This window comes from Nostoc sp. ChiVER01, assembly GCF_034531155.1.
Classification (GTDB): Bacteria; Cyanobacteriota; Cyanobacteriia; order Cyanobacteriales; family Nostocaceae; genus Nostoc.
On record NZ_JAVRBS010000004.1, the window covers coordinates 375,973 to 388,228 of the forward strand.

11 protein-coding genes and 2 tRNA genes are annotated in these 12,256 nt (G+C 41.8%); 10 read left to right on the forward strand and 3 right to left on the reverse strand.

Translation table 11 applies throughout. The features are described 5' to 3' along the window. Positions 1 to 82 precede the first annotated feature (82 nt). Complete coding sequence (locus tag RMY00_RS08445; RefSeq protein ID WP_322647106.1) at positions 83 to 808, forward strand: PEP-CTERM sorting domain-containing protein; 726 nt, start codon at positions 83 to 85, stop codon at positions 806 to 808. 269 nt (positions 809 to 1,077) lie between these two features. Then, the gene (locus RMY00_RS08450) at positions 1,078 to 2,211 is read left to right on the forward strand and encodes a quinone-dependent dihydroorotate dehydrogenase (RefSeq protein WP_322647107.1); all 1,134 of its coding nucleotides are present in this window, start codon (positions 1,078 to 1,080) and stop codon (positions 2,209 to 2,211) included. A 26-nt stretch (positions 2,212 to 2,237) separates the two neighbouring features. On the opposite strand, the gene RMY00_RS08455 is transcribed toward RMY00_RS08450, so the two are convergent. After that, on the reverse strand, positions 2,238 to 2,966 hold the full coding sequence (locus tag RMY00_RS08455) for a hypothetical protein (RefSeq protein WP_322647108.1): 729 nt from the start codon (positions 2,964 to 2,966) through the stop codon (positions 2,238 to 2,240). A gap of 323 nt (positions 2,967 to 3,289) precedes the next feature. Here RMY00_RS08455 and RMY00_RS08460 point away from each other — a divergent pair. The 8 genes from RMY00_RS08460 to gorA all read left to right on the forward strand — a co-directional run bounded on the left by RMY00_RS08460 (position 3,290) and on the right by gorA (position 9,472). After that, a tRNA-OTHER gene (locus RMY00_RS08460) sits at positions 3,290 to 3,419 on the forward strand. A gap of 60 nt (positions 3,420 to 3,479) precedes the next feature. Next, positions 3,480 to 3,601: transfer RNA gene (locus tag RMY00_RS08465), tRNA-OTHER, on the forward strand. Positions 3,602 to 3,638: 37 nt separating this feature from the next. Beyond that, entirely contained in the window at positions 3,639 to 5,240 is a 1,602-nt protein-coding gene (locus RMY00_RS08470) for a TROVE domain-containing protein (RefSeq protein ID WP_322647109.1), read from the forward strand. A gap of 20 nt (positions 5,241 to 5,260) precedes the next feature. Beyond that, on the forward strand, positions 5,261 to 5,476 hold the full coding sequence (locus RMY00_RS08475) for a hypothetical protein (RefSeq protein WP_322647110.1): 216 nt from the start codon (positions 5,261 to 5,263) through the stop codon (positions 5,474 to 5,476). Continuing rightward, positions 5,469 to 5,594 (forward strand): hypothetical protein, encoded by a 126-nt coding sequence (locus RMY00_RS08480; protein ID WP_322647111.1) that lies wholly within the window; start codon positions 5,469 to 5,471, stop codon positions 5,592 to 5,594. Before RMY00_RS08475 ends, RMY00_RS08480 begins: the two co-directional genes overlap by 8 nt. A 498-nt stretch (positions 5,595 to 6,092) precedes the next feature. Then, complete coding sequence (locus tag RMY00_RS08485) at positions 6,093 to 6,395, forward strand: LysM peptidoglycan-binding domain-containing protein (protein WP_322647112.1); 303 nt, start codon at positions 6,093 to 6,095, stop codon at positions 6,393 to 6,395. Positions 6,396 to 6,817: 422 nt separating this feature from the next. Further along, a complete protein-coding gene (locus RMY00_RS08490) occupies positions 6,818 to 7,486 on the forward strand; it encodes a DUF3105 domain-containing protein (RefSeq protein WP_322647113.1) in 669 nt (222 codons plus the stop codon). A gap of 639 nt (positions 7,487 to 8,125) precedes the next feature. Continuing rightward, a complete protein-coding gene (gorA, locus tag RMY00_RS08495) occupies positions 8,126 to 9,472 on the forward strand; it encodes a glutathione-disulfide reductase (RefSeq protein ID WP_322647114.1) in 1,347 nt (448 codons plus the stop codon). A gap of 171 nt (positions 9,473 to 9,643) precedes the next feature. Here the strand turns inward: gorA and RMY00_RS08500 are convergent, their stop codons facing one another. Next, positions 9,644 to 11,248 carry a 2-isopropylmalate synthase gene (locus RMY00_RS08500; RefSeq protein ID WP_322647115.1) on the reverse strand — a complete coding sequence of 535 codons (1,605 nt, stop codon included), beginning with the start codon at positions 11,246 to 11,248 and terminating at the stop codon, positions 9,644 to 9,646. A 95-nt stretch (positions 11,249 to 11,343) separates the two neighbouring features. After that, a complete protein-coding gene (locus tag RMY00_RS08505; protein WP_041565194.1) occupies positions 11,344 to 11,865 on the reverse strand; it encodes an NYN domain-containing protein in 522 nt (173 codons plus the stop codon). Between the last annotated feature and the right edge of the window lie 391 nt (positions 11,866 to 12,256).

Sequence of the window (12,256 nt, forward strand, 5' to 3'; positions counted from 1 at the left end):
AAGTATTTTTAGCAGTAATATATCTGTGCTGTCCGACGATGTACGTTAGGACAGGCTAAATTTGAGCTTTTTTGGAGAGCAAATGAGTTTTACTTTCATTTCAAATCCTAACTCTCTCAAACTTGGGCTAACAGGGATGTTAGGATCAGTTGCTTTATTGTTAATTGGGGCAACTTCGGCGCACGCTGTCAATATTACAGCAACCCTGACAGCAGATAATCATTATGGCCTTTACTACGGTCAAGAGGATGGTAGCGGGTTGACATTTGTTGGTAGAAACGAGAAGGGTGAAGCTGGCGATCCTGGCCAATATAACTGGTCTTTGCCTGAAACCTTCAATTTCAACACTAATAACGGAGACTACTTGTACGTTATAGCTTGGGATGATGGCTTCCCACAAAGCTGGATAGGTGAGTTTACATTGCCTGGTGGCGGTTCACTCTTATCAAATACCAGCGATTGGGTATACACAATTGGTAGTGGTGCAAATCCAGGTGTTTTTGGTGATGTTCCTTTATTAACAACTGTCGCTAGCGAAATAGGTAACGCAGCTTGGAGTATTCCACAAGTGTCGGCTCCCCAAGGAACTTCTCCTTGGTTTACCATTCCAGATATATCTTCGCAAGCAGAGTTTATATGGCATGACACGTTGAGCGACGACTCTAGCAGCGATCGCAATTATGCCATTTTCAGAACGAAAGTAGCGATTACCTCTGTTCCTGAACCCAGTACTTTTAGTGCCATAGCAGTTGCTGGTGTCATGGGATGGATGATCAAGCGCAAGCAAAAAGCCTCGCAAGCAGAATAAATTTGTCGTTGTTACACAACTAAAGAACTGTTTTATCCCTGTTTTGTCACTCTCGGTAAAGAGTGGAAGCCCTAAGAAAATAAAGGTTTGAGGCTTTATTTTCTAACATCAACTAAAAATTCTAGACAGGAACTCGAAACTAAACCTCCGTAAACCTTTAGGCTATTACATTCTCCCAAAGTGACAAAACAAGGATATCTCACCCTTACCCGTAAGTGAGGGTATTTTTTATGCAACTATGCCTAAGTGGGTAATTTTTTGAAAAGCTAATGGATATTTATAAATTTGCCATTCGTCCGCTTTTGTTCAATGTGGTAAAAGCCGATTCAGAGTCGTTACACCAACAGACTATTCGCAGTTTTGGCTGGCTATCGCAAACCCCAGCTAGTTGGATAAACCTACGCTTACAAAAATCTTTATGTCTGTACGATTCACGCTTAGAACAAAATTTATTTGGGCTAAACTTCCCAAATCCGGTAGGGTTAGCAGCTGGTTTTGATAAGGATGGAGTAGCTGCTAACATTTGGTCTAACCTGGGTTTTGGCTTTGCGGAATTAGGAACTGTAACTTTTCACGCACAGCCAGGAAATCCGCGTCCCCGTTTGTTTCGCTTGCCGTTGGATAAAGCTGCTCTGAATCGGATGGGCTTTAATAATCGCGGTGCAGCAGCAATGGCGACACGTTTAGCACAGGAAAAACAAAAGTTAACCCAGTCAATACCCATAGGGATAAATTTGGGTAAATCTAAGGTAACTCCTCTAGAAGCAGCTGCACAAGATTATCTCGATAGTTTTCGCTTACTAAAAGATTTGGGAAACTATTTTGTCGTTAATGTCTCTTCTCCCAATACACCGGGGTTGCGATCGCTTCAAGATGCTTCTATGCTCAGTGCCATCTTGAATTTATTGCAACAAGAAAATACTACACAAAAACCAATTTTTGTCAAGATAGCGCCAGATTTATCATGGGAAGCGATCGCTGACATCATAACTCTTGCTAAAACCTACCAACTGGCGGGAATTATCGCCACTAATACCACCATCAGCCGTGATGGACTCAAGACCCAGGTGATTGACCAAACAGGCAAATCACCTCAGGAAGAAGCTGGCGGAATTAGCGGTGAACCATTGCGCGATCGCTCCACTGAGGTAATTCGTTTTATTTGGCAGCAAACTCAAGGAGAAATGCCAATTATTGGCGTTGGTGGTATTTTTTCCCCAGAAGATGCTTGGGAAAAAATTACTGCTGGTGCTAGCTTGATTCAGGTTTATACAGGCTGGATTTACGAAGGGCCAATGATGGTACGCCGAATTCTAGCTGGTTTACTTTCCAAGCTAGAACAAAGCGGATTAAATTCCATCAACGAAGCTGTGGGTTTACAAACAAAAATTCCAAAATTCTAATTACGAATTACGAATTGCGAATTGTTTTACCCTTCTTCCACTGGGAAAAACTCTTTAGTTTTTTCCGAGAATGACCAGGCAATACCATCAGGGTCTCTGCTGCGGCTCCATTCAGGAAACTCTGGATCGTTTCGCCGTTTATAAACCGTGCTGGAATAGACATTGAGCCGTTTGGCAAGTTCAGATTGAATCAGAGAGCCAAACATTAACTGTTTTTCCAGCGATTGTTTAGCTGACTCATGGGTTGGCTGTGGTGGTGATTCGGTTTCTGGTTCCTCCTCCTGTGGGGTTAGTGGGGTTGGTGGTACTAGGAGCGATCGCGCAGTTTTAGTAACTGGTTGAGTAGGAAGTTCTTTAACAGGCTCACTACTATCAAGAATATTACCGAGAATGCTGGCAGTTATAAAGTAATAAGACTGCCCCGCATCTTCGGAGTTCACTATACTAGCGCCAAATTCCGAGGCTTTACTATCCAAGTAGCGTTTTGCCGTCGTTCCAGGAAAATTGCCCCTCATTGCCAAGTCCATTGGCGTAAGTCTGCCTTGATTTTCCCGAACTAACTGATGAAAAATTGGGTTAACTCGATGAGTCCACTGTTGCCATTGATATTCCTGCCAAAGCTTGAAGCCAATTACCAGCACAATTAGCGCCAGTAAAAATCTCCAAGTGGTAACTAGGAAAATAATCAAGAACGAGATGGGCAAAAGTAGAACGAGAAAAGCCTTGCCGTTATCTTCTATGGGTTTCTCACTCATGCCGATTTTTGCCAAGTGAATTTTGGGAAATAATACTATCTATATTGGCAAAAATTGAGACACTTTTTTGTATCTTTTGGCAAAGTTGCAGCAAATTTGTCGGCAAAACTTTTCCATCGTGACTGTTATAACCTTTTGGATCTGCAACTTCTCTAAGATTGGTCTGCGATGCCTACGGCGGTAAACTACGCACAAAAGTTTTTACTAGCAAAAACAAGAGAGTTTTTCACTCAACCAAGAACTCTGTAAAATAACTTGCCAACCCCTTGACAATCTGTAATACGTATATTACATTAATAATACAAGTCAACTTTACTTGATATGTGGTGGGTAGCTCAGTGGTTAGAGCGCCTAAACATCCTTATTCAACCCTTGCCTGAAAAGGCCGACGAATTGAGGGTTATCGCCTGCCAAGCGGGAGGTCGCGGGTTCAACTCCCGCTCCACTACACCAATTAATTTTAGATTCTAAATTCAATCCAAAATCCAAAATCTAAAATCCAAAATTTTCATGTGGCGGGTAGCTCAGAGGTAGAGCGCTAAACATCCTTATTCACCCCTTGCCTGAAAAGGCCGACGAATTAGGGTTATCGAATTGGGTTCGAGAGGTCGCGGGTTCGATTCCCGCTTCGCCACCTTTCATTTTTGCCCGCAAGGGCCGGGAGATGAAACGATGAATTACAATTTTTTCACTAAAAAGAAAACTACAACACCACAAAATCAACCTATCCCCGGACGGGAAGCAGAGATGAGTCAGGGACGTTCCGGCGGCTGGATGTTTGATGCTGGCATTTGGAAGATGTTGCGGCGTTGTCTTTTGGTTGGCACAGCAAAAAGCACTTACTACGCTGGTAAACAAGAATTAACTGAGGATTTTGTGAAAGTTGTAAGACTTGCTGTTGCCGAAAATCCCAGCCGTGTAGCAGAAGAAATTTTGTATGCTAGCGATGGACGCGCCATCAATAACAGTGCGCCTATATTAGCTTTGGTGCTGCTGTCGATGGGTGAAGCACCAGAAGCAAAACAGACATTTGGTGAAATCTTTCCGCAAATTGTCCGCACTGGTAGCCACTTCTACGAATGGTTGAACTACACCAAATCTCTGCGGGGATTTGGCAAAGTAGTGCGGAAAGCTGGTAAAACTTGGCTCTCAAGGGAAGATGTCAAGGGTTTAGCTTATCAACTGTTGAAATATCAACAGCGTCAAGGCTTTTCCCACCGAGATGCGTTGCGGTTGTTCCATGTCAAACCGCCTACAGAAAATCACCGTCAACTATTTGAGTGGGTAGTTAGAGGGTGGGAAGAATTGCCAGCAGACATCCCCTCAGAGGCATTGGCGCAGATTTGGTGGTATGAGTGGCTCAAGCGGAATCCCACCCAAACTCATGAAGCTATTTCCCAAGGACGCTTAACCCACGAAATGGCTGCACCAGTGGGCAAAATGGATCGGCAAGCTTGGCAGCTGCTATTTCAGGAAATGCCGATAGGTGCAATGTTACGTAACTTGGGTTCTTTAACTGAACTGGGTGTGTTACGAACGGATGAAAACGCTAATTTGCTGCAAGTGGAAGCAGTTCTTAATCGCAGAGAACATCTGCGTAAAGGTCGCATCCATCCGATTGATGTTTTGAAAGCACTCAAAACTTATAAATCTGGTGGAACATTAGGACGCAGTAAGAAAACTTGGAATCCAGTTCCTCGGATTGTAGACATTTTAGAAAAGGCGGTTGAACTGTCTTTTGATGTTGTGCAACCCACAGGTAAAGTATTCATGCACGCCGTAGATGTTTCTGGTTCTATGGGTAGCTTGGTTGCAGATATGGGACTAACTTGTTGTGAAATTGCTACCACAATGGCACTGGTGACAGCGAAAGCAGAGAAAAACTACATGATTCGCGGCTTTGCTACCGAATTCAAGGAATTAGGTATCACTGCTAAAGATAGTTTTAGTTCTGCGGTTCGCAAAGCTAGCAACCAAAACTTCGGTGGAACGGATGCATCTGTAGCTTATGACTGGATGATTAAAAATAACTTTAAAGCAGATTTAGTCTGCTTTTGGACTGACTCGGAAAGCTGGGCTGGATATAAACATCCAAGTCAAGCACTGAAGAAGTACCGCAAAAAGGTCAATCCTAACGTCAAGGCGGTGTATGTCACCTTGACACCTTACCAAATTACTTTAGTAGATCCTGAAGATTCGCTGTCTTGGGATTTGGCAGGATTCGACCCGGGTACGCCTCGGATCATCCAGATGCTAGCTACGGATGAGTTGTAGATATTGCTGAAGGGTAAAGGATGACAAACTTTATCCTTCATACTTCATGGCGGGTTATCCTTGTTCGCAACTTGCCTTTCGGGGCCGAAGAATTTAAGGTTATCGGTTACGTCTCCACCATTGTGGGGATTAGCGGGTTCAATCCCCGCACCCGCCTTTGTTTGATTTTTACCTTACGTAAAGAAGAAAGCGATTTAATTTTTGAATGGTCGTTATTCTATTTCAACGATGGGTAAGAGTAGGGTGTCTTCAATGTGCGATCGCACACCCACCCGAACTAGGCGAGCGCAATTTATTAGAAGCACAACACAAAATAAAATAGCGATCGCTCATCAATTATTCGACTACTATTAGTTCACTTTTTGGCCTTAAATCAAAGGAAGTACTGAGCTGGCTTCCCTACAGCTATTTAGCCTATTATAACTAGTAACGGAAACAAGTTTGTTTTGCTCCTTTACAGCTAACCTATGCTTACTTATTGGAAACAAAAGTCATTGAATTCTTTATGTTTTTACAAAGCTTTACATAGCTTGAGCAAACAGCCTATCAAAGCTGAAAACTGGGGATCTACCGCAAAAAATCAAAGAGCGAACAGAGGTAATCAGGTTAAACGCACATGGCTATTACACCCTCCGAAATAAATGCTTTCTGCCGACTTACTTACCTTGAGTTGAAAAAATAAAAAAGGTTGGATTTTATATTATTTTAACAATTAAAAACATAAGTCATTGACTTATGTTATAAAAAGGCGTTGCAACCTCTTGAAAAAACAGATTCAATACCAGAATATTGAAGTGGAATTAGAAAACATACAGCTAATTCCATTTAAAATAAACTTAAGAGGAAAACAAAATGGCTACTATCAAAAGTGCTGATCTGCGTCCTATTGATTCAAAATCATTTTCTGATTTTGAAAACTATATAAGCGAAATCTCTGATGAAGCCCAAGCTTTGATCGTAGGAGGAGGACAGAACGTTAAAGTAAAACGTGGTGACTCATTATCGAAAATAGCTAGCAATTATTGTGGAGATAGTAGAAAGTGGCCCCAAATTTACAAAGCCAATAGAGACAAGATTGGATCAAATCCTAACCTGATAAAACCTGGTCAGGTACTATATGTCCCTTGCGCGCCGAGTAACAGCGTTTTCAAGTAAATGAGGTACACAGGTAGGGGCACAACATTGTTGTGCCTTTACAATAATCTGTACCTCACTAAGTTGCAATCTGCTGTATCCCTCTTCTGTCACTCTCCGAAAACTTTTGCCATTTCTGAATTCTAGAGCTTTTGTATATGAAGTGATCGCGCGATTATTTTCTAATAACAAATACAAGACCAATTTTTTTCTAATAGTATAGCTTGTATTGATTGCCTCATGAGGCTTCTAGCGATCGCCCTCCCGGAAAGTGACAGAAGAGGGGTATTTTATCTAAGTAGTTCACCTTCCTGGTTGTGTTGCAAAAATTTTCTTAAATGCCAGCTATGTTGTACGCATAGTTCAAGCATCCATGTTGCTTCTCAAATTTCTTACAACACAACCGGAATGGTGTTCTAGTAGTACATTTCCAATTTAATTATATGAATATTAAACTTGCTAAATCAGGTTTCTTGGTACTCTGCGTGGTCTGCGCGATCGCCATAACTTTACTATTCGGAAATATGCCTGGGAACACTCATGAATCTCGCCCACAACCGAGTAGCGCATCAACTCCTACTTCAACGATGAATTCCATACGAGAATGGAAGGGCTTAATTGAACCCTTTTCAGTAATAACACCTGAATCACCCTTACCAGGGATATACCCTGGCACAATACTACCAGGAATACGTTTCCCAGATTTGGGACAAGAACATGTGGAAGTAGGTACTTCAATCACTTATAACTCCAATCCACCAACCTCCGGGCCACACTACCCCTACCCAGCAGCGTGGGGTATATACAAAGATCCGCCTGCCGATGGATTTTTAGTACATAATTTGGAACATGGTGGAGTAATTATTAGCTACAACCCTAAGCAAATTAAAGATCAAGAGTTGACCGAGCTACGGCAACAGGCGCGATCTTTGAGCTACTTTAACGGACGTATTGTCTTAACACCACGGCAGAACCTCGACACAGCAATTGCACTTACCGCTTGGAATTACTTGCAGGAGCTTGACCGTTACAACTCTACAGCCGTAAAAGTTTTTTATGATACGCATATTGTTCGCGGCCCTGAGTGCCAAGAAGGGCTATGTCCAGGCTAAGGCAATAAAGGGAATTTATCTATTGAGGTATCCTGTGGAAACTAGAACTTCGATTCACTTATCCCAAAAATCCTTTTTCTAAGCTTGGGAAGACCGAAATTTTGTGACTCAAACCTCAATGAACTCGGTATTGGAGCCGTTAGCCTGTATTATAGGCGATGTGGCTCTTTTTGCTTTGAGCAATTAGTCCACAGGAAGCCTGCCAATTGTCAACTCAAGCTATTAATAGTTTTAAGCACTTGGGAATAAGGCGGGATATAGAGAAAATGCAAGTTTTTTTAATTCCCCATCATCTGCAAACAACGGATCTCCAATTTTTCTACGGATGGCTGTTGCTTCAAGTGCAATGTCTACGACGGGCTACGCCTACGCAAACATCTATCCCTTGTAGAATAGACAAAATGCTTCTTTGACAACATAATGTAATATAAATTAGTAAGAATTGAGCGATGCCTACGGCGGGCTACGCCTACGCTGTTCCTTTTGGATGTAATTGCTATTAATGTGGCAATCTGCTAGATATCAGCCTGGTTTCATCCCAAATTGTCCACCCAAAGACAGTAGATTAAGTTTTGTGTGAATCATTATAAGGTATGAAATAGCTCTGCTTTCCAAAAAGTCAAAAAGGAACAGATTTTTATGACATTTGATTACGATTTGTTTGTCATTGGTGCTGGGCCTGGGGGATTGGCAGCAGCTAAAAAAGCAGCTAGTTACGGTGTACGTGTCGCTGTTGCTGAACAAGAATCCGTCGGTGGGACTTGTGTAAATCGCGGCTGTGTTCCGAAAAAACTGATTGTCTACGCAGCTGACTTCGCCCTGCAAAATCAGATAGCACACAGTTATGGGTGGAGTGACTGTCAAACATACTTTGACTGGACATTATTTATTAAGTCAGTACATCAGCATATTGACAGGGTTAATCAGTCTTATTTTCAGCAATTGCAAAAAGCTGGAATTGAATTAATTTCTCAACATGTCACTTTCATCGATACCCACACGATCGATATTGATGGACGCAAAGTTACAGCCGACAAAATTTTAATTGCTGTGGGAGGGCAACCCCTCAAACCCAAAATCCCAGGTATCGAATACGCTATCACATCCCGTGAGATGTTTCAGCTACCCTATCTGCCGAAACGTCTAGCAATTATTGGCGGCGGCTACATTGGCGTAGAATTTTCTAGCATGATGCACGCTTTCGGCTGCGAAGTGACGATGATTGAAAGAGACGGGACGATTTTATCGGGGTTTGATGATGACATTTGCTCTGCTGTACAACAGGGTTTGACTAAACGCGGAATTAAGATATTCACCAATAAGACGGTTGCTAAAATCAAATACTCAGATGAGTGTTTGTTGTTAACTATTACTGGTGAAAAGCAAGAAATAATTACAGCAGATACCATCTTAGTTGCCACAGGTTACGCTCCAAATACCAAGAATCTTGGTTTAGAAAATGCCCATGTTGAACTTGGCAAAGATGGTGCAATCAAAGTAGATGAATACAGCCGCACCAACCAAGAAAACATTTTTGCTGTGGGTGACTGCACCAGCCGCGTCCAATTGACTCCAGTGGCTAAGGCAGAAGGTATTGCCTTTGCAGATACAGTTTTTGGCAACAAGGCGCAAAAACTAAATTATGATTATGTACCCACTGCTGTTTTTTGCCGTCCAGAAGCGGCTAGTGTGGGAATGACAGAGGCGAAAGCACGGGAAAAATTTGGTGAATCTGTACAATGCTACCGCACCCAGTTCCAACCACTGTTGTATCAGCTAATCGAACAGGATGAGCCAACCACTATCAAGTTAGTGTTAAATGGTGATTCTGGGCAAGTTTTGGGCGCTCACATGGTGGGTGAACATGCAGCAGATATCATTCAAAGTCTGGGTGTAGGAATTCGCAAGGGCATTACCAAGGAAGATTTGGATGAAACGATAGGCATTCATCCCACGACAGGAGAAGAATTTTTGTCGTTAAATTAAAATTAGATGCAGAACTGAGTGAAATCATGTCAGCTTAATTGCTTATTAAACTCGAAGAACCCCACCCCGTCCTTAAGAGCAGGCGAGGTGGGGTTCTTTACTCCTCGCCAAAGTCGAGGAGGAGTTTTTTAGCTGATCCTAAAAACAAGGTGCAGTGCTTGGATTCTGATCTCAGACTTTCTGTGCAGATACTTCTTCTGGCTTTTCTTGAGTGTGCAATGCAGAATACAGGCGATTGAGCGCATTTACATAAGCTTGCGCGGATGCCACGATGATATCTGTGTTCGCTGCATGACCAGAAAACACTTTAGATTCATAACGTAAACGAATCGTTACTTCTCCAATGGCATCAATCCCGGCTGTTACTGACTGCACAGAAAACTCAATCAACTCGTTGGGTACATTCACCACACGGTTGATGGCTTTGTAAACTGCATCCACTGGCCCAGTACCGATCGCAGCATCGGTTAATTCTTCACCTTCTGGGGTGCGGAGGGTGACTGTAGCAGTGGGGCGGGCGTTGCTACCACAGGAAACTTGCACTAACTCTACTCGGAACAAATCGGGTGCTTGTTGGATTTCATCGTTAACGATCGCTTCCAAATCCCAATCAGAAATATCTTTCTTTTTATCTGCTACTTCTTTGAATCTGACGAATGCTTTATTTAACTCAGTATCTGACAGTTCAAAGCCCAATTCTTTCAATCGGGTGCGGAAAGCATTTCTACCTGAATGTTTACCCAAAACTATTTGATTGTCTGTTAAGCCAATCAATTGGGCATCCATAATTTCGTAGGTGAGCTTATTTTTTAGCACTCCATCTTGGTGAATCCCAGACTCATGAGCAAAGGCATTCGCCCCCACGATCGCTTTATTTGGTTGTACCAACATTCCCGTCAAATTGGAAACTAAGCGTGAGGTTTTGTAAATTTGCCGAGTGTCGATATTTGTCAGAGATTCTTGAGATTCTTCTGGTCTTCCCAAAAAGGGATTAAAATATTGTCGCCGTACATGCAACGCCATCACTAATTCTTCTAGCGATGCATTTCCGGCACGTTCGCCAATACCATTGATGGTACATTCTAGTTGGCGTGCGCCATTTTTCACGGCTTCTAAGAAGTTAGCAACTGCTAAACCTAAATCATTATGACCGTGAACGGAAATAATTGCTTGGTCGATGTTGGGGACATTTTCAATAATCCCTTTAATGATTGCGCCAAACTCACTAGGGGTTGTGTAACCAACAGTATCGGGAATGTTAACTGTTGTTGCACCAGCTGCGATCGTTCGCTCTAACACTTGGTAAAGAAATTCTGGATCGGAACGAGCCGCATCCATCGGCGAAAATTCTACATCTGTTACAAAAGACTTGGCATAAGCTACCATTTCTTCGGCGATCGCTAGCACTTCTGCCCGTGACTTCCGCAACTGATATTCCAAATGTATATCAGAAGTGGAAATAAACGTGTGAATTCTGGCGTTAACTGCTGGTTTTAATGCTTCTGCGGCTGCTTCAATATCTGCTTTAATCGCTCTTGCCAAACTACAAATTACCGGGCCATTTTCTGTCCCAACAATTTTGGCAATCTTGCTAACTGCTTCAAAATCTCCAGGGCTAGCAAAGGCGAAGCCTGCCTCAATTATATCCACACCTAGACGTGCCAGTTGCTTGGCAATAACTAGCTTCTCGTCTATATTCAGAGTTGCTCCTGGACACTGCTCTCCATCTCGCAGTGTAGTATCAAAAATGATGATTCGGTCTGTTTTGTTTGTCATTTACGTTTTGTTGTTTAATTTTTACTTGTGTATCAAAATATCTTCAACCTTAGTTTTTCTTTTACTCTTATTTTTGTAAATAATTGCTAAGACTACTAACCTTCTGTTTTTTCTATTTGATCTCTGATATCATTTAAATCTATATATCTGTCAGTAGCATTTCGTAGTTCTCTAGCAATCATTCCCTCTGTCGATACTACTGTAATATGTGTATTTTTTGAACGTAATAGTTCGATTGCTCTTTCAAAATCTCCATCGCCACTGAATAATACTACTCGGTCATATTGGTCTACTGTATTAAACATATCTACAACAATTTCAATATCTAAATTCGCTTTTTGCGAGTAACGACCAGAGGTATCATCATAATATTCTTTAAGAATTTTAGTTCTAACTGTATATCCTAAACTAATTAGAGCATCTCTAAAACCTCGTTGATCTTGAGGGTCTTTTAAGCCAGTGTACCAGAATGCATTAATTAATGTTGTTTCTGATTGCTCATGTTTAAAGTATTCTAAAACTCGTCGAGGGTCAAAAAACCAACCATTTTTTTGTTGAGCATAGAACATATTGTTTCCATCTACAAAAATAGATAGACGATTCATTGGAGAACCCATACAAATTTACACCTAATAATATATATGAATTTAGATGGAACAATAGATTATAGCAATTTTCAAATGCCTTGTTTGCTAATATCTATAAACTAACTCTTCATCTGTAGCTTTTATCCTACCTCTTTCAAGGCATAAAAACGCCTGCAACATTGGAGTTGAGATCCTGGGTGCTAAACCTTATTCACCTCCGGCACTGCAAGAGCCACCCTGTGATCAAAATCTACCAATAAAATTGAAGTAGTAACAGCATTCATAACGGTATAACACTAAATTTTACTCCTAAAGAGGTATGGCATAGGCTTAGGGTAGAATATAAGTTGATCCCTATCTATAGGTTTAGCTTTCAGTATAAGGATACGCTTTGTGGGGAGTACCAATATTGCGCCAAAGA

What these genes read in the sequence shown, in the direction of transcription:
- RMY00_RS08470 (WP_322647109.1), top strand. Translation starts at nt 3,639, where the DNA reads ATGAATTACAATTTTTTCACTAAAAAGAAAACTACAACACCACAAAAT.
- RMY00_RS08505 (WP_041565194.1), bottom strand. Translation starts at nt 11,865, where the DNA reads ATGGGTTCTCCAATGAATCGTCTATCTATTTTTGTAGATGGAAACAAT.
- RMY00_RS08475 (WP_322647110.1), top strand. Translation starts at nt 5,261, where the DNA reads ATGACAAACTTTATCCTTCATACTTCATGGCGGGTTATCCTTGTTCGC.
- RMY00_RS08500 (WP_322647115.1), bottom strand. Translation starts at nt 11,248, where the DNA reads ATGACAAACAAAACAGACCGAATCATCATTTTTGATACTACACTGCGA.
- RMY00_RS08480 (WP_322647111.1), top strand. Translation starts at nt 5,469, where the DNA reads ATGGGTAAGAGTAGGGTGTCTTCAATGTGCGATCGCACACCCACCCGA.
- RMY00_RS08490 (WP_322647113.1), top strand. Translation starts at nt 6,818, where the DNA reads ATGAATATTAAACTTGCTAAATCAGGTTTCTTGGTACTCTGCGTGGTC.
- RMY00_RS08485 (WP_322647112.1), top strand. Translation starts at nt 6,093, where the DNA reads ATGGCTACTATCAAAAGTGCTGATCTGCGTCCTATTGATTCAAAATCA.
- gorA (WP_322647114.1), top strand. Translation starts at nt 8,126, where the DNA reads ATGACATTTGATTACGATTTGTTTGTCATTGGTGCTGGGCCTGGGGGA.
- RMY00_RS08445 (WP_322647106.1), top strand. Translation starts at nt 83, where the DNA reads ATGAGTTTTACTTTCATTTCAAATCCTAACTCTCTCAAACTTGGGCTA.
- RMY00_RS08450 (WP_322647107.1), top strand. Translation starts at nt 1,078, where the DNA reads ATGGATATTTATAAATTTGCCATTCGTCCGCTTTTGTTCAATGTGGTA.
- RMY00_RS08455 (WP_322647108.1), bottom strand. Translation starts at nt 2,966, where the DNA reads ATGAGTGAGAAACCCATAGAAGATAACGGCAAGGCTTTTCTCGTTCTA.